Origin of the sequence: Colwellia sp. 1_MG-2023 (genome assembly GCF_030546755.1) — a bacterium.
In the GTDB taxonomy this organism is placed as follows: Bacteria; Pseudomonadota; Gammaproteobacteria; order Enterobacterales; family Alteromonadaceae; genus Thalassotalea_H.
Genome location: NZ_JAUOPE010000007.1, coordinates 138730 through 161097, shown reverse-complemented (window position 1 = coordinate 161097; position 22368 = coordinate 138730). Strand labels below are relative to the sequence as shown.

The following is a 22368-nucleotide window of genomic DNA, read 5'->3' as shown; positions in this document are numbered from 1 at the left end:
CAAAGGAAATATTTATGAAAATTAATACGTTAATGGCAGGATTAACTTTTGCTGCCACTGCTTTATCTTCACAAGCCCAACAACTAGACATCACGGTTACTAACCTTACTCAAGGTATTTATTACACGCCAATATTAATCGGAGCACATAATGCAGATACTTCATTGTTTTCTACTGGCGAAATGGCTTCTGAATCATTACAGATGATGGCTGAAGGTGGCGATATTTCTGGTTTGAGTATGATGTTATCAACGGCAAATGCTGATGTGGTTGAAAATCCAGCCGAAGGTTTACTGGCTCCGACAATGACTACCACCACAACACTTGATACAACCGACGGCAATATGTACTTGTCGCTTGTCGCTATGATGTTACCCACTAATGATGGCTTCGTAGGACTTGATAGTTGGATGATTCCAACAGAAGCGGGTACTTATACCCTGACTCTTAATGCTTATGATGCAGGAACTGAAGCCAATGATGAAATTATCAATGGTGGCGGATCACCCGGTGTTGCAGGTATTCCGGCAGCACCTGGCGGTGATGCAGGCACTGGCGCAATGGGAGTCACGATGAATGAAGAAAATGGTTACATTCACATACATCGCGGTAGTTTAGGTGATGATGATTTAGCGGGCGGAAAAAGTGATTTAGATAACACCGTTCATCGTTGGTTGAATCCAGTGGCTCGTATAACGGTAGTGGTTAACTAGGAGGTTAATATGAAACGCTCAATTAATAATATAGCTTTTGTATCTTTATTGCCTTTGGCCTTGTTAAGTGGTTGTAATGACAACGATTCATCTCCAATGGAAGTGGAAGAAGTCGTAATACCTGAGCCAGTTGTTTATAGCTATGAAGTGACGGTAAGTAACTTAACTTATGGACAGCCTTTATCACCGGTTGCCGTTGTTCTTCATGATGAAGGACAGTTTTGGCAAATAGGTGAATCTGCAAGTGTCGCGTTAGAAGTTTTAGCCGAAAGTGGTGATAACAGCTCATTTCTAATGGAAGAAAATGTTTTAGCTGGGCAATCTGGTACTGGGATCATTATGCCGGGCATGAGCGAAACCATTGAAGTATCGTTAACAGATAACGAACCTGCTTTGCTTTCTTTGGCAACAATGTTGGTAAATACCAATGATGCATTTACAGGTATTAATGCGATAACGTTAACCAATTTACCCGTTGGCGAAAGTATTTCTTTAACAACGCGTTCTTATGATGCAGGAACGGAAAAAAATTCTGAATTAATCTCAACAATTCCTGGGCCTGCAAGTAGTGGTGCAGGTGAGGGCTTTAACGAAATACGAGATGATCTGGATATGGTTGGTATGCATGCGGGGGTTGTGTCTGTTGATGATGGCTTATCGACATCGGTACTCACGCAAGCACATAAATTTGATAACCCAACATTACATATTACGATAAATCGTACTAATTAATTCATCAGTTCACTGAAAATGAGTCGAGCAGAGTGTCTGCTCGTTCCTCATATTATTCCGTTCAATTTAGCTTCATTAGAATTAAGTTGAAGGGAATAAAATGGATAAAATACTTATTGTTGAAGATGAACAAGATATTGCTGAATTAATTAAAGTGAATTTACAAGAATTGCCTGTACAGGTTGAGCATTGCCTTACGGGTGAATTAGCACTCGAAAAAATTGAAAAGCATGATTATAAACTCGTTATTCTTGATGTAATGTTGCCTGGCATATCTGGGTTAGATGTTTGTCGTAAAGTAAGAGAAAGTAAACCTGAACAAGTCATTATCATGTTAACCTCGCGTGATAGTGAAATTGATCGAGTATTAGGCTTAGAGCTAGGTGCTGACGATTATATGGCGAAACCTTTCAGTGTCAGAGAGCTCCAAGCCCGTATTCGCACTCAGCTTCGTCGTATACATTTAACTATCGAAAAAAATACTCAGTTAAAAAGTCTTTCCGCTCCTGAGCAATACTTAACGTTAGGGCAGCTACAAATAGATAACTTAACTCACCGCACCTTACTTGCTGGTAAAGAATTAGATCTAACCTCAACTGAATTCGACCTATTACTCTATTTAGCTTCTCACCCTGAACAAGTTTTTTCTCGCGAACAATTATTAAGCTCAGTTTGGGGTTACCATCATAGTGGTTATGAACATACGGTAAATTCACATATAAATCGCTTACGAAATAAAGTAGAGAAAAATGTCAACAAACCTGAAATTGTTCAAACGGTGTGGGGCGTTGGCTATAAACTATCAAAACAAGGTGTTGCCGCGTGAAGTTATCACTTTATCAGCGCCTTTCTTTATCTTTGTTATTGGTCTTTATTGTAATTATTAGCGTATTTTATTTATGGTCGGTACAACTTGAAAAACAAGCAAGGTATGAATCAGAACAAAGTTTACATTTATCATTAGCAGCAAATTTAGCAAGGGATAACCCTTTGTTACAACAAGGGGTATATGATCATCAGGCACTAAAAAATCTTTTTCATACCCTAATGGTTTTAGGGCCTGCTTTTGAATTTTACTTTTTAGATCCACAAGGAAACATATTAACCCATTCACTTTCGCCATCTTCAATCAAGCGCAACAAAGTGAATGTTTCTCCTTTAAACCGTTTGACACAAAATCAAGCGGATTTACCTGTTTATGGTGATGATCCTCAACATCAAACACGGCAAAAAATTTTTTCAGCAGCTCCAGTTTTCAATGGCGCAACCTTGCAAGGTTATTTATATGTCATTGTTGCTGGCGAACGCTATGAAACTGCTTTTGAAAGACAAAATATTAATAAGCAAGTTAAGCTGTCAATGGTGCTTTCTATTGGTGCATTATGCTTTCTATTTATTGTGATGCTTGGGCTGTTTGCCTATTTTACCCGGCCACTTAGGTTATTAAATAGGGATATTACCGCACTTAAATCGGCAGGGTTTGATACGACAAAGGTAAAGCTCACACATTGGCAGCAGCATAGTCATAATGAAGTCCATTTATTAGGAGAAGTATTCGAAGCAATGGCCGAACAAATTCATGAGCAATTGCTGCAATTAAAACAAAACGACAGCCAACGCAGAGAGTTGTTAGCTGATATTTCTCATGATTTAAGAACACCACTTGCGTCACTACAAGGCTATATTGAAACAATTTCTTTAAATGCCGAACATTTAACGCCTGAGCAACAACAAAAATACATTGATATTTCATTAAAAAATGCACGACAGTTAAAACAATTGATTGATCAAATCTTTGAACTTGCGCATTTAGAAGGAGGGCAGGTATCTTTGAATCTAGAAAATTTTAACCTCACTGAGTTGCTTTATGATGTGATGGCAAAATTTAGCTTAAAAAGTCAAAAAAAGCAGATTTCAATGAAAATCTCCCCTCCATGTTCCACTTTGGTTATTAACAGTGATATAGCAAAACTGGAAAGAGTTGTGAGTAACTTAATTGAAAATGCTATTCGCCATACGCCCATTGGTGGTGAAATTACGTTAAGCATTGAAACATATAACCCATATCAATCTGTGGTTAAAATAAAAGATAATGGCACGGGCATAAAATCTAAAGAATTACCTTATATATTTGATACACGTTATCGAGCAAGTAATGCGGTAGAAAGTGATGAAAAGCATACCGGACTTGGCTTAGCCATCACGAAAAAATTATTAGAGTTGTTGAAAAGTGAAATACGCGTTACGAGTGAAATAGGTAAAGGGAGTGAATTTTCATTTAGTGTTATAACTGCAGATAAAATATAACTAATTTTGCCTCGAAATTTAGTGAAATAGTTTCTAAAATAGAGGGGTTAACTTTTAAATTATATGGATTTATTGTGAATATAAAATTATTAATCTGTTTAGTCATTATCACTATTACTGGTTGCGCTAAATCTTCTACCGGTCGTAATCAAATAACCTTGTTCTCTAATAGTGAATTAAACAAAATGGGGATAACTTCATTCGAAGAGCTCAAGCAAAAAGAAAAAATTAGTTTAGATATCAAAACCAATCAATATGTGCAATGCGTTGCGAATGCGTTGATTAAACATGTGCCAAAATCTGCTCACGATGGTGATTGGGAAGTCGTTGTGTTTGACTCTCCACAAGTGAATGCCTTTGCTTTACCGGGCGGGAAAATTGGTGTGTATACGGGCATTTTGCAAGTGACAGAAAATCAGGACCAATTAGCGGCGATTATTGGTCATGAAGTTGCTCATGTTATTGAGCGCCATTCAAATGAGCGACTTTCTTCTAATCAGTTAACACAAATGGGCGCAGCCGCAGGTAGTGCGATATTGACGCAGCAAGGTGTTGAAAACAAAGAAACTTGGTTAATGGCTGGCATGGCAATCGCACAATATGGTTTTTTAATGCCATATAGCAGAATGCATGAAAGTGAAGCGGATATTGTTGGGCAAGATTTAATGGCTAAATCTGGTTTTCAGCCTCAAGCGGCTATTGCTTTATGGCAGAATATGGCAAAACAATCGAAAGGTGCACCACCTGAGTTTTTATCTACTCACCCGTCAAATCAAACAAGGATTGATGATTTAGGTCAACATTTAGCTCAAGCTAGAAAATACTATCAAAGCAAAAATCGTCCTAGTTGTTCAAGACCTTAACGTTTTAATCAAACAACGGCAATTAACACCTAAAAATAACAAAGCCTTAAGGATCACACTTAAGGCTTTTTTACGTTAATTGATAAAAGTGTTGACGTATTATTTTTTCGGAACAGTTTTCATTTTATGTTCAGTTTTATGACTTCTTGGTAATGTTTCTTTTAAATCATTAAGACTTTTTTTACGAAGCGGTGTTTTCGCACTTTTTTGGAAAGTACTAAAGTTACCAATAATAAGTACTAAAGCAATGATAATAAGGGTTGGGGCAATCCAGCTATCCATGGTCATTGTGTCCGATGTTAGTAATATATTGATGATATATTTCAGCGAGTTTCATTAAAATATTTGCTCTGAGTTTGATGTCAGCTTTTTGCAGACAGTCATAAAGCTTTTCTTGCGTTAGTTGTGTTTCAAATTTTTCAGCGATAGGGAAGTAAGATAAATGCCATGGCTCAGCAGCAATACCGCCACGGTATTTGTCATAAGGAAAATAAAATCCATAACTCGCTGCATGTTGTTTTAACCATTGAGTTAACGCAAAAAAAGGACCATTGTCTTGATATTCCCATGGCTCTAATTGCAGTTTTTGATCGTCAGCTAAGGCATTTTTATCGTAAAAGTCTATATCGGTACCCCAATGATGACGACTAGCTCCAGGAAGTGCTGAAAAGGTTAATATCGCCTGTACTATTTCATCATCACTAAGGCTAAAAACATCAACCGGCTTGTTATTCATATCTTTAATAACAAGTTGACCAAGGCATTTTTTATTCCAAATGGCTAATTGACGCTCAAATGAGCGAAAACCGCTAGCTATCGTTAAGTTAAAGCCTTGTTTGTCAGCGGCGGCACAGAGCTTTTGCCAAGGTTCGATAACCTCTTGGTGAATGCCGGTATTGGCAGAGAGCCAATGAATATGTTGATCAGATTGTCCTGTTAATATTTCAATAGTCATGTTTGCGCAGCTTATGTTAAAACGTGCACTAATGTTTGATAATAAATATCGACCAAGGCTTCTAAATCCGCACATTTTACCGATTCATTTACTTGATGAATTGTTGCATTACAAGGGCCGACTTCAATAACTTCTGCACCTGTTGGTGCAATAAACCGGCCGTCTGAAGTACCACCTGAGGTTGATAGCTCAGTTTGTCGACCGGTGACCGTCTCTATTGCAGTACTCACCGCATTAATAAAAATTCCTGGCTCAGTAATAAAAGGCTTGCCATTAAAGGTCCACTTAATGTCGTAATCAAGTTCATGCTTAGTTAATATCTCATTCACTTTATCAACGATTGTGTCAAAGGTAAGCTCTGTACTAAATCGTAAATTAAATAATGCAGTTAAATGCCCAGGTACCACGTTGGTGGCGCCAGTACCTGATTCAATATTGGATAATTGGAAACTCGTTTCAGGAAAATAATCATTGCCATTATCCCAATGAGTGCTACTTAATTCAGCTAAAGCAGGCATAGCCTTATGAATAGGGTTAATGACATGTTGAGGGTAAGCTACATGACCTTGTTTGCCTCGAATCGTTAATTCACCTGAGATAGAGCCACGACGACCATTTTTAATAATATCGCCTATTTCATGAGTACTCGATGGCTCACCAACAATACAATAGTCAATTTTTTCATTTCGCGCTTCTAAGGTATCAATAACGCGCGTAGTTCCGTTAATAAACGGGCCTTCTTCATCACTGGTGATCAAATAGGCAATCGAGCCTTTATGATCTGGATGATCAGCGACAAACTTTTCTGTTGCCACCAACATTGCTGCTAAACTACCTTTCATATCAGCCGCGCCGCGTCCGTATAACATGCCATCTTTAATCGTGGGTTCAAAGGGAGGCGTATTCCAACTATCAAGGTTTCCGGCTGGGACAACATCGGTATGACCTGCAAAGCAAAAAACAGGCGATTCGCTGCCTCGTCTTGACCATAAGTTGGTTGTATCTTCAAACACCATGCTTTCGTTAGAAAAACCTGATTTCGCTAACATTTCTGCCATTAATACTTGGCATTGGGCATCAATTGGGGTGACTGATTCTCGTGAAATAAGTGTTTTGGTTAATTCGATTACCGCTGATGTAGGTTGACTCATTGGGCAAATAACTCTTGATATTGTTCTTTTTTAAAGCCGATATGCATATTGTCAGCAAGCGATAATAATGGACGTTTTAACAGTGTTGGTTGCGCTAACACGGCGTTAAACATAACGTCATCGGTTAAATTTTCTTTTATTTCATCACTGAGGTTTCTATAGGTTGTACTGCGTTTATTGAGCAATATTTGCCAGTCGCTTTTACTGACAAATTCAGCGAGTAACTCATGGCTTAAACCATCGGTTTTAAAATCGTGAAATTGATAAGGGATTTGTTGATCTTCAAGCCACTTACGTGCTTTCTTAATTGTGTCGCAGTTTTTTATTCCGTAGAGAGTTGTCATTGGCTTCTTAAATTACTTGATAATGGTTTTTACGTAATGCTGATACAGCATCGTTTACTTTGTTTGTTTTTACTAATATATAGTCGGTATCGAACGTTGAAATAGCAAATATGCTGATTTTTTCATTGGCAAGTACCGTCGAAATACTGGATAAAATCCCCGTTAAGTTAAAGTCTAATGGGCCAACTACTTCTAGTGCTTGCCAGTCGGCTTCAACATCTTCACTGTCAATGTTAATGGAACTAGGTATAACAATGGAAACTTCATCGTATGTTTTACCAATAAAATAAATTGGTGCATCAAACACTTTTGCCGGAATTTTACTATCAACAGCTAAACTGTGGATGGAAAAATTTTCTTTTAATAATTTTAAGGTAAGCATAAATTTAGGTTAAAGATTACTGAATTATTAATGTGTGGTTACTATACCGTTGTCATGGTCATAACGCTAGAGAGCCTCACTGATTTCTGTATTCTATCGATACCAAAAACAAAAGTTTTTTCAACGTTGTAATAGAGGAATTGTTTAAATAAGAGTGTTTGCTATTAAACTTAATAAAGTGCTTTGTTTTTTTAGTTTAAATCTTAGGCAGATTGCGAAAACAGATAAGGTTAATATAAAAAATGATATCCACAAAAGCTGTGGATATCATTGTGAGCAAGTGTTGTTTATCTTTTTAAGTTACTGTTTGGTATGGGTTTTTGTGTTCGTTCGTTTTTTGTCTAGTCAATAAATGCACAAATTTTTATTAATAATAGGCTAAATGTCTATTTGATAACTAATGGCAGTTAATCCAGTTAAATTTTCTAGTTAACTAAGATTAAAAGAGCTTAAATTAATGCTTTTACTACAAGAATAGTATTGTTAGTTACTCACTCATCTTTAATGTTATTGGCTTGTATAGCCGTTAAGGCAATGGTGTAAACAATATCATCAACTAATGCACCACGTGATAAATCATTGACGGGTTTCTTCATACCTTGAAGCATGGGGCCAATACTAACTAAATCTGCCGATCTTTGTACCGCCTTATAGGTTGTATTTCCGGTATTTAGATCTGGAAACACAAAAACCGTCGCCTTTCCTGCAACAGGACTATTTGGCGCTTTTTTCTTAGCAACATTTTCCATAATAGCGGCATCATATTGTAATGGACCATCAACAACTATATCGGGTCGACGTTCTTTGACTAAAGCGGTCGCTTTAATTACTTTTTCAACGTCCGCACCTTTACCTGAATTTCCGGTACTGTAACTAATCATGGCGACTTTCGGGTCAATACCAAAACTTTTAGCTGAATCAGCAGATTGAATTGCAATATCGGCTAACTGTTCGGCATTCGGCTCTGGATTAATGGCACAATCGCCATAAACCAATACTTGGTCTGGCAGTAACATAAAAAAGATTGACGACACTAAATTACTATTAGGTGCGGTTTTAATCAGCTGAAGTGCAGGGCGGATAGTATTTGCTGTGGTATTTACAGCGCCAGAGACTAAACCATCTACTTGCCCTAGTTGTAACATCATTGTTGCTAACACAACGTTATCATTGAGTTCTTGTTTAGCGACTACTTCAGTGAGTCCTTTATGTTTTCTTAGCTCCATTAATGGTGCGATATAATTGTCTTTTATCGAAGCAGGATCTGTAATTAATAAACCTGAAGGTAAATTGATACCTTGTTGTTCTGCAATGGTAAGAATTGTTTCTTTATCACCCAAAAGTTGGCAACGAGCAATATTACGTTCAACACAAATTGCTGCGGCTTTAATGGTGCGAACATCGGTACCTTCTGGCAGAATAATTAATTTATTGGCTTGTTTGGCTAGTTCAGTAAGCTTATGACGAAATGCGGGCGGTGAAAATTTCTCCAGCTCTGTCGCTTGATTAGATAAGTCGGTTAACCATTGTTCAGATATATTATCAGCAATATATTGCTTAACTCTTTCATGCCTTTGTAGATCATCTTGTGGAATTTCAGGGTTGAAATTCATTAAGTGTCGGGAGGTTTGCCATGTATCCCAAGGTACCGATAATACCGGTAAACCTGTCATAAATGCCTGTTTACACAATAGCATGACTTGTTCGTTTGGCTGATAGCCATTGGTGAGTAATAAAGCCGCGACTTTCGTGCCATTCATAGCTGAAAGACAAGTGGCAATTATGATATCCGTGCGATCGCCAGGCGTAACAATGAGCCGACTAGGTTGCAGATGACTCATTAGATTTTCAGCGCTACGCGCACAAAAACTAATACTGCGAATTCTTCGATGATCAATATCACCGGCGTTAATCACTTTGGCTTCTAAATAGTCACAAATATCAATAACTCTAGGTGCGATAAGATCCATTTCCCACGGAATGCTACCAAGCAAGTCAAAATTTCTAGCTGTAAATATTGATAAATTTTGCCAAGCTGAATTATCTATTTCATTGTTGAATTCATGCTCTCTGGGTAAAAGGCCAAATTCATCTTTATCAGGAGAATTAATTTTATTAATAATACAGCCAATTAATTTTTTGTTTTTAATGCCGCCAAAAGTTTCTGCACTCATTTCTAGGCGATCTTCAAACTCTTCAGGCGAGTCATTGTCTGGTGATGCCACAAGAATAATTTCAGCGGATAGTGTTTGAGCAACGTCGCGATTGATTCTTCCTGCATAGGGTTGGCGTGTTGTTGGGATCAAACCTTCAATAATCGTTAGGTCATAATCTTTGCTAAAAGCGTCGAAATTTGCGACTAATTGCTCAAGTACTACGTCATGATGTCCTTCCCCCATTTGTTCTTCAACATAACTTAATGGAATAGAACTGCTATTTTGAGAAAGACTGATCACCTGATTTTTATTTTGTAAAACATTGCGAGAAGGTTGGCTGATCGGTTTAAAGTGACCAACCTTAATGCCTTTTTGCTGACATGCATGCATTAAACCTAATGCAACACTGGTTAAACCAACGCCAAAACCAACGGGAATTAACATGATACGTCGAGCCATCTTATTGCTCCTGATTTAATTGTTGATAGGTTTGTTCAGCGATAACCCATTCTTCGTTTGTTGGGATTACCCAGCAAGGGGTAGAGTCAATTTTAGCAATATTGCCTTGTTTACCAAATCGCATGGTTTCATTGGCAAGTTTATCTTCGTGGAAATTCAACAGGGTAAGTTGCGATAAAATTAATGATCGGATCAGCAGTGAGTTTTCACCAATACCACCGGTAAAAATTAAACCGTCTAATGATGTAAAATTACAAGAAAATGACGCAATGCTTTTTGCGATACGATAACTGAATATATCAAGCGCGAGTTTTGCTTGTTCATTACCTTTACTGGCGGCTTCTTCAATCGTTCGGCAATCATTACTTAATTGTGAAACGCCCAGTAAACCACTTTTTTTATTCAAAATAGTATTCACATCTTCAAGACTATAACCGAGTTGATCTACCAGATGGAAAATAACGCCAGCATCAATATCGCCACTACGTGTGCCCATCATAACCCCTTCAAGAGGAGTTAGGCCTAAACTAGTATCAACACTTTTTCCTTGTTTAACGGCTGTGACACTGCAACCATTGCCAAGGTGAGCGCTAATAATATTACATTGCTCCATTGGCTTATTAAGGATAGTCGCGGCTTCTTTGCAAACAAAGTAATGGCTGGTGCCATGAAAACCATATTTTCTGATGCCATGGTCTTGATAAAAATGATAGGGCAAACCATATAAATACGATCGTTTAGGCATCGTTTGATGAAATGCCGTATCGAAAATTGCCACTTGTGGTGTTTGAGCAAACGCTTTTTCAGCCGCTTGTATTCCTTGTAAGTTAGCGGGGTTATGCAAAGGAGCAAGCTTAGATAATTGCTCAATGCTGCTTTTAACCTTTTCATCAATTAAGGTGGGTTGGCTATATTTTTCTCCGCCATGAACAACACGATGACCAATAGCAGATACTGTTTCTTTGAGTTGATGTTGGGTTAAATAGTCCACTAAAAATTGTATAGCTACTTCATGATCAAAAGGCGCAATTAATGACGTGGAAATTTTTTTCTCTTGATGTTTAATGGTAATTACCGCTTCTTCGGTTAATAAACATTCGGCAAGACCAGAAAGAATAAGTTGACCGTTGACGGGGTTCATTAATGAGTACTTTAAAGAAGAACTACCACAGTTAATTACTAATATATTGTTTTGCATCTATTTTAAGGGATTTGCTAAAGGTAAGTAGAGTATAGACTCTTTTTATTTACAGAAGTTTGACTTGCTACAACTTTTTTATTTACTTGCCTATTATTTAGACTATAGAACAAGTTTATACTATCTTTTAATTAATAGTTGTTATAGTGTGCGCCTATGAACGTAGTAGAAATTATCAAGTTAGGGTTAAAGTACAAACAACTTTGGCCAGAAAAAGTTGAATTGGCGAGTTATTTTGAAGAATATCGTGCCATTCAAGTCAGTCGTTTAGTTTGCCGTTATTTACCAGGTGTAGCTTTATTCGTCTTTATCATGCAGCTTTATTTAGGTGGTTTACAACAGTTACCACAATCAGTGCTTTACGCTTTTTTTATTCTAAGTATTCCTGTTCAATCGTTAGTGATGTTAGGTGTGAAAGCCGACAAGTTTTTACCTCCTGCTTTAGCCGCTTGGTATAAAGAAGGCGTAGCTAAAATTAATCAAAGCGGTGGTAATATTAAGCTGTCGGTACAAAAGCCTCGATACTTTGATTTAGCAAAGTTATTGAATGTTAGTTATTCAGGGGCACATCACAGCTCATAAGTTTTACCGTTAATATTGATATTTTTGAAAAATTAGCAAGCGTTAACTTTAAAGGGTTAACGCTTTTTTTTTGGAAAATTTTAATTGCGGGTTACGTTTTTGATTGAGGAATAAAAGGAACAAGAAAAAATAAGGCAGCACTGATGCCTGTACTCAAAACATTTTGTTCATAGGTGAGAATATCAACATAAAATAAGCCATTTTCTACTAAGGCCACCATAGCTCCATAAGCTAGGAAAAATCGTTTGTTATATTTGGGTAATATTTTGATCAACATCGACGATAAATAGCCAATCAATGGAATAAAAGACCAAAGTAAAAAAACAATTAAGGAAAAGAAAATCGCAGAAACAGCAATATTTTCGGTGAATAGTTTATTGCTTACTGGGTATAGTTGAATGATTAAATAACCTAAGTAAAGATAAAGCATAACTAAAGACTTATTTTTGATATAAACGGATATGAAAATCGGCTTGGCATTGAAAGTTTTGTAATTGAGCTAATTCATGCTTTAGCTGTTCACTTGCTTTAAACGCGAATGGAGTCATCGACAGTAAATTTAAAATATCTTCACCTGTGGTTAAAGTCATCGAGTAAGATAGGGTTTCTTGATGAACTAAGCTAAGCGCTTCAATAGGTTGGCGTTCAACGTCATGCTCTTTGGCTTCTAGGTAGATTTTTTCTTTTAATTCAATTAAATGGCGTTGGGCAGGAGTAACCGTTAAAAAGTATCCATGCTTGCTTAGTACGCGAGTAAATTCTTGCTCTAAAATGGGCGCGTAAATAGAAATCATCCAATCAAAAAAGCCATCCTCAAAGGGCAATTGCGACAAAGTACCAACACTAAAATGACATTGTTGATATTTCTTAGCCGCTTTTTTTACCGCTTCTTTGGCAATATCGATACCGTATACTGTGTTTTCAGCGGTTTTATGCTGATGAGTGTAGTAACCTTCACCACAACCCGCATCAAAAAGTTTCGCTGTCTGTTGTCCGTAAGCGCGATAAATTTCAAGGAGCTTATTAACTAAAGGCTGATAATAGCCTTGTTCTAAAAATGCTCTACGGGCATTGACCATGGTTTTATTATCACCTGGCTCTTTAGAGTGTTTAAATTGCACTGGTAATAAATTGACATAGCCTTCTTTGGCGAGATCAAAACAATGATGTTGTTGACAACGAAACGTTCGCGCTTCCAATAAAAGCGTGTTTTGGCAAAGAGGGCATTGATATTGTGGATTTTGACTCATAAGATTAACCGGGAGAATTGCTTCATTCTCCCTTTGCTCTGGGCTCTATTTTATTTAAAGGTCGACCAAATAGGTGCATGATCAGAAGGCTTTTCGATGCCTCGTAGTTCATAATCCACGTCTGACTCAATACAAGTAGCGGCTAACTTTTCCGTGGCAAGTACCACGTCAATGCGTAAGCCACGGTTGTCGTCAAATCCACGAGAGCGGTAGTCAAACCAAGAATAACGTTCTTCGCGCGTTGGGTGTAATTCTCTAAAAGTATCTTTAAAGCCCCAATTCATTAAGGTTGCTAACCATTCGCGCTCTTCGGGTTGAAAACTACATTTGCCTGTTTTTAACCAACGTTTTCTGTTGGGCTCGCCAATGCCTATGTCTAAATCGATAGGCGAAATATTAATATCCCCCATGATTATAACGTTATCTTCAAGGGTATGATGGCTGTCTAAATATCCCATTAAATCTTTATAAAACTGGCGTTTATAAGGGTATTTTGTTTCGTGGGCTATATTATCACCTTGTGGAAAGTAACCATTAAGTACGGTTACTGTTTCACCTTGATCGTTGGTAGATTCTACCATGATCATACGTTTTTGTGCATCGTCGTTGTCAGTTGGGAAGCCATATTGAATCTTACTTGGCTCTTTTTTACAGAGCATAGCAACGCCGTAATGCGCTTTTTGACCATGAAAATACACGTGATAACCCATCGCTTCAACGTCTTCAACCGGAAAAGCGTCGTTATGCACTTTTATTTCTTGTAAGCCAATAATATCGGGTTGATGTTTGTCGATAATTGCTTGTAATTGATGCAAGCGAGCACGTAGGCCATTAATATTAAAAGAGATAATTTTCATCGAAAACCTTAAGAGGTGAGCTAAGTGTGAATTTTATTTTTGCGATAATAACATGATTGAAAACAGAGAAAAATGAAAATGCGTGATATGGCTAGGTTTTATTATCACTCACGTATTTAACAGACTTATCAAGCATATACTTGGGCGTGTTAAGCTATTTTATTAATTAATAGTGCCGCTAATTCTTGTTTGCCTTCAGGTGAAATTGCTTCATTATCTTTAGACGAAATTGAAAAAACATTTTCTGAACTTTCACCTAAGGTACTCATTCTTGCCGAGTGAATGGTGAGTTGTTGATGTTTAAAGACATTACAAATTTCCTCGATAAATAGAGGATCATCAAGGGCATTGATTCTTAATAACGTTTTATTCGGCTTAGGAGTAGATAAAAATTCGACCACTGGCGTGTTATCAAAGTTTTTAACAAATCTGGGGCTAGAAGGTTTTTTGACAACGTCAACGCCTGAGATCACTTCTTCAACGCGACTGATAATTTTCTTAATTCGGTAAGGATCAGCAATAGACTCACCGTTATGATCAAGAATTTTAATGACTTCTAACACTTTGTTATTTTTGGTTTTATGTAGTTGGGCTTCTTTAACATTTATTTTCAATAACGACAGCGTATTAAAAATATCAACAAACAACATGCTTCTATCGTTGGTATATACGAGTAAATTACTACATTCTAAATTGGAATCATCTGAAATTGACACCGCTTGTTCAGGTGAATCACTGCTGAGTATCTGCATAGTAAATTCAACAATTTCATGCAATTGATTTGAACTGAAAAAGCTAGAAGGCAAGGTTGACCACAGTGTTTTAACTTGTACGTTGTCATAACCTTTTGCTAGTAAATCAGCTAATGCTTCTGTTTTGTTTTCACGAATAACGGTACGTTGCTCAAAGACATTTTCAATACCATTTTTTAACGCACTTCTAAGAGAAATATATAAGTCATTTAACAGGCTTTCTTGCCATTCATTCCACATTTCATCATTGGTTGCCATTAAATCAGCGACAGTAAAGCAGTAAAGTGCATTGAGTTTTGATTCGGTACGAATTTGTTTGGCGACTTTTTTGATCACTTCAGGATCGGCTATATCAAGTGTTTGCGTGGTAGAAACGAGTAAGTCTTGATGCTCGACAATCCAATGGATCAAATCTACTTCAGATTTTTTTAATTGGTGTAATAACGCAAACTCTTTTGCATGAATGGCGCTTATCTCATTGGTTTCATGGGATTGTTTACCTGATAAGTCATGGCATAAGCCTGCAATCACCAAAATATGTTTATGCGAAGAGGGCTTATAAATACTGTTAATTAAGTTTTTATTTTTTTTATTTACTTCAAAATTATCAATACATTGAATAAGTTTAAAAGCGTGTTCATCAACGGTATAGGCATTATGCATATCAAACTGCATTTGGCCTTCTATCGCTTTCCATTGTGGAAAATAGGCCGCTAAAATGCCATAACGATGCATTAAACTAAATGCTCGTTTTAAGCCATTTTTATGTTTAATTATTGAAATAAAGACTTTTCGACATTCTTGGTAATCTTGCAACTCACCTAATAGCCTTCTGCGCGTTTGACGAATAAGTCTTAAGGTTTCTGGAGCAATATTTTTTATTTGATCATACTCGGCAATTAACTTAAATAATTGTAATACGTTGGCTTTATTGAGAAAAATTTCGTCAAAATTTGCCTTGATCATATTGTTGGCAAGGATGAAGCCATCGCCTAAATCAATTGAGTTAGATTGGTTTTTATTCACATGAAAGACATCACGTTTAAAAACGCCAATCATCATTTGATTAAGCTCTTGAATACGGGTCATTGCTCTAAAAAGTTGACGCATCATCTTTTCAACGGCGAGTTGAGCGTTGTCGCCATAGCCAAATTTCATATATTTGGCGACTTCTAATTGATGATCAAACAGGAGCTTTTCTTCCGCACGATTAGACACCATATGCAGTGCCCAGCGAATTCGACAAATAAAATCATACGACTCGATTAATTCGTAATATTCATCAGATTTCAGCACGCCAAGCGATTTTAACGATTGCACGTCGGGCACATTATAATGTTTACGAGCGATCCAAATAATGGTTTGCACATCACGCATACCGCCAGGGTTATTTTTAATATTAGGCTCTAAATATAACGCGGTGTTTTTTGCTTTGTCGTGTCTGTCATCTTGTTCTTGGAGTTTATGCTGACAAAACTTTTCGCTATTCCATAAGCTGTTGTTATATAACGCTTCTAGCATATATTTCGCGTGAGAAGGCTGACCAACTAAGGTTCTAATATCAAGTAAATTAGTGGCAATGGTAATATCAGTTTTTGCCGCATTGATATTTTCTTTTATCGAACGCACTGCATGCCCAATATCAACGCCTAGATCCCATAATCGGGTTAAAAAAGCGGTTAAGTTTGCTTCGTGATTTTTAGCGATAGATTTGTCGAATAAAATGCAAATATCAATGTCTGATTTGGGATGAAGTGTTTGTCTACCATAGCCGCCAACAGCATTTAACGAAAGGTTTTCAATGGTATCAAGCTGATAATGTTGCCATAGCGCAATCAATAATTGATCAAATAATATCGCTCGCTGATTTTGTAGGGTTTCTATGGGGGTATCAAAGAAGCGTTCTTCAAATACTTGTTGTTGCTCAGCTAAGTAAGCTTTCATTGCGATTGAACTGGAAAGGTCGATATTAACAAGTGAGTTCATAAATGTATTTAATACTTTCTCTTAGAGTCGTGTTTAATCTTTTGGACAAAATCAGCTAAACAATTTTTCATCGTAAAAGAGCAATTTATCAGAGGATTATAGCTGATGAAATAAATCGTGATCTGATGCTCAGTGAGGATATTTATCCATAAAAACAACTCAATAGTATCAACTCTAAGTAATTTTCTCAACTGAGAGTAGTTATATGATAGATAAGCTAAGCATTACTTAAATAAATTGTTGTGAATAAACGAGTGTTATTTATGTCAATAAATGATGGTTAACTCTTAACTGAATGAGCTTGTGTGATTTGATTTTGACGAGTAGTTATTTGTATACGGAGTCGTAATTATATGTTTATAGGCTGGTTTTTATGGAGTTTGCGAAGTTGTCGTTATAGAGTAAATTGAGTCGGGGTTATGGGGCTAATAAACCTTAATAAGACATAAAAAAGTTAAATAGATATAAAAAGCTTAATAAGATTTATAAAAACATTGTGTGCGGAATTTATAGCAGAAGCGATAATATAAGAAATTAATTAGAGTTATAGCGAATTTATTTATGGTTTACTCGTGATAAACCGCGATAGTTAAGCCGTTCAGTGGAAATCTCGATGCGTTTTAAATGGTACTGTGATCAGTTGATAAACAACAAAAATGCTAAATTTATTGTCTTTTTGAAGACATGAAATAAAAAGAAAGAGCTTACTCTTTCTTTTCAGAGCTCATGTGCATAGGTTCTATTTCTAATACCGGCGAAGCATCAAGTTCACTGGCATCCATCATAGAAGCGATTCTTTGCATTGAAGAGAGTAAAAGCGATTGTTCCCAGTTTTCTAAACAGGAAAACTTTTGAATAAAATGTTCTTGTAATGGCTGAGGGGCATCAATTAATGAGTTACGACCACTGTCAGTTAAAAATAAACTCACTCTGCGTTTATCTTCAGAGCTTCGCACTCTTTCAATCAAGCCTCTATTTTCCAAGCGATCTAATATATTTGTTACTGTTGCTGCGCTTAAGTTAATTTGTTTGGCAATTTGACTTGCTGTTACGCCTTTAACTCGAGCAATTTCTTGCATGATCAGTAATTGAGGACCTGTCAGCCCAGATAATTTATTTAATTGTTTGGAATGCAAGTCAATCGCGCGAATAACCTTACGGATTGAGATCAGCAATTCTTCATATTTTTCCATGTCGAACGTTTTCTGTCGTAATTTTTCGTAAGGGTAACATAAAAGTGTATAAGATGAATTAAAGCGTTATAAAGAATAATATTCGTGACAAGTTTTAAGCAAAAAAATAGTGAGCCAAAGCTCACTATTTTTAACGAAATGATGGTATCAAGTTATGCAAATACTTGCACGCTATTATCAATAATACGCGTTTGATATGGCGTTACAGCTAAGTTTTCGTCATCTAAACATTTACCTGTTTGTAAAGAAAATCGCTCTTTATATAGTGGTGATGCGACAAATAACTCGCCATTTTCATCACCGACTATGCCTCGATATAAAACATTTGCTTTGCCAGCAGGATCCCAATTATTGATCGTATGGGCCTGATCGTCGCCTGTTTGGAAAATAGCGATTTGTTGGTCGTTTTCAAGTAATGCACAGATACCTGAGTGCTTCACTAAATCGTCTTTTTGGCAGATAGTTTGCCAGTTTTTATTTGTAGTCATGATCTGTTCTCCTATCCTAATAATAAAAGTTAAGCAGGTGCAGTTTCTGCGGTTTTAACGTCATCAAGCGTAACTGAATCAACCATTACAGAGTCAATAAGTAAGCCTGAGTCTACTTTTTCTTTTAGTGTTGCGGGGCGAATTTGCTCACGTTCAGTAATAAATTTAATGCTTGAGTCAACTTTGTCTGAGTTAACAAATTGACGGAAACGTTTCAGTTGTTCAGGGCTTTCAATCGTGGTTTTCCACTCACATTGATAGGTTGCCACAACAGCTTCCATTTGCTTTTCAAGCTCGTCGTTAACGCCTAAGTGGTCATCAATAACGACTTTTTGCATGTACTCAAGACCACCTTCAAGACTTTCTAACCAAACAGACGTACGTTGTAAGCGATCGGCCATGCGTACGTAAAACATTAAATAACGGTCAATATATTTAACTAAAGTTTCATCATCTAAATCTGTGGCAAATAAATCACCATGGCGAGGTTTCATACCACCGTTACCACTGACGTATAAGTTCCAGCCGTTTTCGGTGGCAATGACACCAATGTCTTTACTTTGTGCTTCAGCACATTCACGCGTACAGCCTGATACCGCAAACTTTATTTTGTGCGGCGAACGTAAACCTTTGTAACGATTCTCTAATAATATCGCCATCGACATACTGTCTTGTACGCCATAACGACACCATGTGCTGCCGACACAAGATTTTACCGTACGTAACGACTTACCATAAGCGTGACCCGTTTCCATACCTGCCGCAATTAAGCGCTCCCAAATGGCCGGAAGTTGATCAATGCGCGCACCAAATAAATCGATTCGTTGACCGCCGGTTACTTTGGTATACAGGTTATATTCTTTCGCGACTTCGCCAATAACAATGAGTTTGTCAGGTGTTACTTCACCACCAGGCATACGCGGTACTACTGAATAAGTTCCATCTTTTTGCATGTTACCTAGGTAAGTGTCATTAGTATCTTGTAGCGGTAAATGATCGTCTTGCAGAATGTAGTCATTCCAAATTGACGCTAAAATAGAACCAACGGCAGGTTTACATACTTCACAACCCACGCCTTTACCGTGTTTCTCAATCAAAGTATCAAAGTTTCTGATTTTTTCTGCTTTGATGATGTGAAATAACTCAGTACGGCTATAGGCAAAGTGACTACAAATATCAGTGCTTACTTCAACACCACGTTTAGCAAGTTCGCTGTCGGTAACATTTTTCAGTAACGCGGTACAACCCCCACAACCCGTACTGGCTTTGGTTGATGACTTAACATCGCCTACATCTACTGCACCACAGTCGATTGCGGCAATAATGTCGCCTTTTGTTACGTTTAAACATGAACAAATGGTGGCTGAATCGGGTAGGGAGTCTACACCTAAGGTTGGTTTTTCACCGCCGCTACTTGGTAAAATTAACGCATCTGGATTTTCAGGTAATTCAATACCATTTAACGCGTATTGTAATAATGAATCGTATTCGCTGGTATCACCTACTAAAACAGCGCCTAATAAGGTTTTGCCGTCTTGGCTAACGACCATTTTTTTGTAAACACCGTCGCGATCATTTTGATAAGTAAAACATTGTGCGCCTTGTGTTTTCGCGTGAGCATCACCAATTGAGCCAACTTCTACGCCCATTAGTTTTAATTTGGTACTCATGTCCGCGCCGGTAAATGACTCTTCGCCGCCTTGAATATGACTCGCAGCAACTTTCGCCATGGTATAACCTGGTGCAACAAGGCCAAATATAAAGTTATTCCATAACGCACATTCGCCAATAGCATAGATGTCTTCATCTGAGGTTTGACACTGATTATTCACCACGATACCGCCACGTTCGCCGATGGTTAAATCGAACTCACGCGCTAAGTTATCGTAAGGGCGAATACCCGCAGAGAATAAAATTAAGTCGGTGTCTAAATGGCTACCGTCTGCAAATTCCATACGGTGCACAGCACCTTCGCCATCAATAATTTGTTTAGTGGCTTTTTCGGTATGAACCGTTACCCCAAGATCTTCAATTTTCTTTTTAAGTAACGCACTGCCTGATTGGTCAAGTTGAATGCCCATTAATTGCGGAGCAAATTCAACAACATGTGTATCTAAACCTAATTCTTTTAAGGCGTTGGCCGCTTCTAAACCGAGTAAACCGCCACCAACAACAACCCCTATTTTACCTGTGTTTGCTGATGCTTGAATGTCGTCTAAGTCATCTATCGTTCGATAAACTAAACAATGTTCACGCTCTTTACCTGGAATAGGTGGAACGAAAGGGTATGAACCAGTTGCTAACACTAATTTGTCATAAGAAAAGCTTTGGCCTTGTTCGGTAGTTACTACTTTACTTGCTTTATCAATTTGCGTAACTTTGGCATCTAAATGGAATTCAACACCTAATTCATTATAATTTTCTGGTGTGGTTAACGCTAAGTCATCGGCTGTTTTACCTGAAAAGTACTCTGATAAATGAACACGGTCATAAGCGAGTCTTGATTCGGCTGAAAGTACCGTAATATGGTAGCTGTCGTCTTGAGCTAATTGTTCGACGAAATGGTGACCAACCATACCGTTACCGACAACAATAATATTTTGTTTCTTTTTAGAAACTGTTTTCGTTTGAGTCTGTGCGTTTGAACTCATAATATACTTCCTACGACTTTTGTTAACGTTAAATGCAAATCAAGACAGATGAATTACACACATTAACTTTATGTTTTTCTTTATCACAGCAAAGGTGGTGCCATAAAGAAAAAGTCATATTAAATAATGAGTTATAAAAAATAAGTGTGAATTTTAAGCCAGTATTGCACTAGTTTGAACGTATTTAGCACTATTGATGTGCAAGTAAAAAGGCACAACTGGCGGTAGTATTTAATTTTCATCGGTGATCTAAAGCATCACATAGCTGTATAGACAGCGTTGAAACCAACAATAAAAATAATAGAGGAAGCAAACTTGCAAATTCAAAGTCATCACCACGTTGTAGCAAATGTTTTAAAGTGGTTAACAATAGGTGAGCCTGTTTGGTTATGCACCATTACCAGTACTTGGGGGTCATCGCCAACACCGGCAGGCACGTTAATGGCGTATAGTGCTAAGTTTGGTGTTGCAGGAACGTTGTCGGGTGGCTGCATTGAAGAAGATTTATTAGAGAAAATGCAGCAAGGCACTTTGTTGCACAATCAAGAACAACAGCAATATCCACTCGAAATGGTGTATGGCGGCTCGTTAGAAGAGCAAACTAAGTTTGTTTTACCTTGTGGTGGGCAACTGCACGTTTTAGTGGAATATTTGCAACCTTCAAGCACGACAATCGAGCATTTTACCTTACTTGATAGGTTTTTAACTAAACGTGAACTTATCGGCAGAAAAGTCATGGCAAGTACTGGCGAAATGTCGTTACTAGAAAAAAACATTCAACGGGGCATCACAAGAGTTGCTAGCAATGACGATCATGAAGTGTACATTGAGCATATCATGGGACCTGCCTACCAAATGCTACTTATTGGTGCCAGCGAAGTCGCACGTTGTGTGGCAGAGCTTGCGCAATCGTTAGACTTTGATGTTTCGGTTTGGGATCACCGCGAAGAATTTATTCGCAATTGGTCGGTTGCTAACGTGACTATTTATCGCGGCTCACCTGAAAAGTTAATCAATGAAAAATTTGCCGATGAAAATAATGCCATAATCGCTTTGGCGCATGACCCTCGTGTTGATGACTTTGCCTTGGTTGATGCCTTAACCACCAAAGCGTTTTATATTGGTGCAATTGGTTCAAAAAATACGTGTAGAAAGCGAAACGAACGCCTGATGAACTACGTAGAAGATGTCGCAAGTTTAGATAAAATGCATTCACCTGTCGGTTTAGATATTGGCAGTAAAACCCCGTTTGAAATCGCGATATCAGTGTTGGCACATGTTATTCAAGAAAGGCGTTGTTTAGAACAATCGTTACGAAAGTAATGGGCTAATGATAAATCTAATCTGAC

General features: G+C 37.5%; 21 protein-coding genes. 7 read left to right on the top strand and 14 right to left on the bottom strand.

What is annotated here, in order from left to right:
* Positions 1 to 14 precede the first annotated feature (14 nt).
* From Q4493_RS10195 to Q4493_RS10175, 5 genes are all read left to right on the top strand, one after another.
* Complete coding sequence (locus tag Q4493_RS10195; RefSeq protein WP_303452212.1) at positions 15 to 713, top strand: spondin domain-containing protein; 699 nt, start codon at positions 15 to 17, stop codon at positions 711 to 713.
* 9 nt (positions 714 to 722) lie between these two features.
* Positions 723 to 1445 carry a spondin domain-containing protein gene (locus tag Q4493_RS10190; RefSeq protein WP_303452209.1) on the top strand — a complete coding sequence of 241 codons (723 nt, stop codon included), beginning with the start codon at positions 723 to 725 and terminating at the stop codon, positions 1443 to 1445.
* Positions 1446 to 1545: 100 nt separating this feature from the next.
* Entirely contained in the window at positions 1546 to 2271 is a 726-nt protein-coding gene (locus Q4493_RS10185) for a response regulator transcription factor (protein ID WP_303452207.1), read from the top strand.
* Entirely contained in the window at positions 2268 to 3752 is a 1485-nt protein-coding gene (locus Q4493_RS10180; RefSeq protein WP_303452205.1) for a cell wall metabolism sensor histidine kinase WalK, read from the top strand. The genes Q4493_RS10185 and Q4493_RS10180 overlap by 4 nt, the downstream gene beginning before the upstream one ends.
* Positions 3753 to 3826: 74 nt before the next feature.
* Entirely contained in the window at positions 3827 to 4615 is a 789-nt protein-coding gene (locus tag Q4493_RS10175; protein WP_303452203.1) for a M48 family metallopeptidase, read from the top strand.
* A 99-nt stretch (positions 4616 to 4714) separates the two neighbouring features.
* Here Q4493_RS10175 and Q4493_RS10170 read toward each other — a convergent pair whose 3' ends face one another.
* From Q4493_RS10170 to Q4493_RS10140, 7 genes are all read right to left on the bottom strand, one after another.
* On the bottom strand, positions 4715 to 4897 hold the full coding sequence (locus tag Q4493_RS10170; protein ID WP_303452201.1) for a hypothetical protein: 183 nt from the start codon (positions 4895 to 4897) through the stop codon (positions 4715 to 4717).
* The gene (locus tag Q4493_RS10165) at positions 4890 to 5570 is read right to left on the bottom strand and encodes a M15 family metallopeptidase (RefSeq protein WP_303452199.1); all 681 of its coding nucleotides are present in this window, start codon (positions 5568 to 5570) and stop codon (positions 4890 to 4892) included. Before Q4493_RS10165 ends, Q4493_RS10170 begins: the two co-directional genes overlap by 8 nt.
* An 11-nt stretch (positions 5571 to 5581) precedes the next feature.
* A complete protein-coding gene (gene dapE, locus Q4493_RS10160; protein ID WP_303452197.1) occupies positions 5582 to 6721 on the bottom strand; it encodes a succinyl-diaminopimelate desuccinylase in 1140 nt (379 codons plus the stop codon).
* Positions 6718 to 7065, bottom strand: coding sequence for an ArsC family reductase (locus Q4493_RS10155; protein WP_303452196.1), 348 nt, complete (start codon positions 7063 to 7065; stop codon positions 6718 to 6720). Before Q4493_RS10155 ends, dapE begins: the two co-directional genes overlap by 4 nt.
* Before the next feature lie 7 nt (positions 7066 to 7072).
* Complete coding sequence (locus Q4493_RS10150) at positions 7073 to 7447, bottom strand: ACT domain-containing protein (RefSeq protein ID WP_303452194.1); 375 nt, start codon at positions 7445 to 7447, stop codon at positions 7073 to 7075.
* A gap of 491 nt (positions 7448 to 7938) precedes the next feature.
* Positions 7939 to 10062, bottom strand: coding sequence for a phosphate acetyltransferase (gene pta, locus Q4493_RS10145; protein WP_303452192.1), 2124 nt, complete (start codon positions 10060 to 10062; stop codon positions 7939 to 7941).
* Between the two features lies 1 nt (position 10063).
* Positions 10064 to 11260: an acetate kinase gene (locus Q4493_RS10140; protein WP_303452190.1), complete on the bottom strand. Its 1197-nt coding sequence runs from the start codon at positions 11258 to 11260 to the stop codon at positions 10064 to 10066.
* A 156-nt stretch (positions 11261 to 11416) separates the two neighbouring features.
* On the opposite strand from Q4493_RS10140, the gene yfbV reads away from it, so the two are divergent.
* Positions 11417 to 11842, top strand: a complete 426-nt coding sequence (gene yfbV / locus Q4493_RS10135) for a terminus macrodomain insulation protein YfbV (protein WP_303452188.1) — start codon at positions 11417 to 11419, stop codon at positions 11840 to 11842.
* 91 nt (positions 11843 to 11933) lie between these two features.
* On the opposite strand, the gene Q4493_RS10130 is transcribed toward yfbV, so the two are convergent.
* The 7 genes from Q4493_RS10130 to nirB form a co-directional block, all read right to left on the bottom strand.
* Positions 11934 to 12272, bottom strand: coding sequence for a hypothetical protein (locus Q4493_RS10130; protein WP_303452186.1), 339 nt, complete (start codon positions 12270 to 12272; stop codon positions 11934 to 11936).
* A gap of 10 nt (positions 12273 to 12282) precedes the next feature.
* A complete protein-coding gene (gene rlmA, locus Q4493_RS10125) occupies positions 12283 to 13092 on the bottom strand; it encodes a 23S rRNA (guanine(745)-N(1))-methyltransferase (protein ID WP_303452184.1) in 810 nt (269 codons plus the stop codon).
* A 50-nt stretch (positions 13093 to 13142) separates the two neighbouring features.
* The gene (xthA, locus tag Q4493_RS10120) at positions 13143 to 13949 is read right to left on the bottom strand and encodes an exodeoxyribonuclease III (RefSeq protein WP_303452182.1); all 807 of its coding nucleotides are present in this window, start codon (positions 13947 to 13949) and stop codon (positions 13143 to 13145) included.
* Between the two features lie 149 nt (positions 13950 to 14098).
* Positions 14099 to 16687: a [protein-PII] uridylyltransferase gene (gene glnD / locus Q4493_RS10115; RefSeq protein ID WP_303452180.1), complete on the bottom strand. Its 2589-nt coding sequence runs from the start codon at positions 16685 to 16687 to the stop codon at positions 14099 to 14101.
* 704 nt (positions 16688 to 17391) lie between these two features.
* Positions 17392 to 17880 (bottom strand): MarR family winged helix-turn-helix transcriptional regulator, encoded by a 489-nt coding sequence (locus tag Q4493_RS10110; protein WP_303452178.1) that lies wholly within the window; start codon positions 17878 to 17880, stop codon positions 17392 to 17394.
* Positions 17881 to 18032: 152 nt separating this feature from the next.
* The gene (gene nirD / locus Q4493_RS10105) at positions 18033 to 18368 is read right to left on the bottom strand and encodes a nitrite reductase small subunit NirD (RefSeq protein ID WP_303452177.1); all 336 of its coding nucleotides are present in this window, start codon (positions 18366 to 18368) and stop codon (positions 18033 to 18035) included.
* A gap of 29 nt (positions 18369 to 18397) precedes the next feature.
* The gene (gene nirB / locus Q4493_RS10100; RefSeq protein WP_303452175.1) at positions 18398 to 21019 is read right to left on the bottom strand and encodes a nitrite reductase large subunit NirB; all 2622 of its coding nucleotides are present in this window, start codon (positions 21017 to 21019) and stop codon (positions 18398 to 18400) included.
* Between the two features lie 315 nt (positions 21020 to 21334).
* Here nirB and Q4493_RS10095 point away from each other — a divergent pair, with 315 nt between their 5' ends.
* Complete coding sequence (locus Q4493_RS10095; protein ID WP_303452173.1) at positions 21335 to 22342, top strand: XdhC family protein; 1008 nt, start codon at positions 21335 to 21337, stop codon at positions 22340 to 22342.
* Positions 22343 to 22368: the final 26 nt, after the last annotated feature.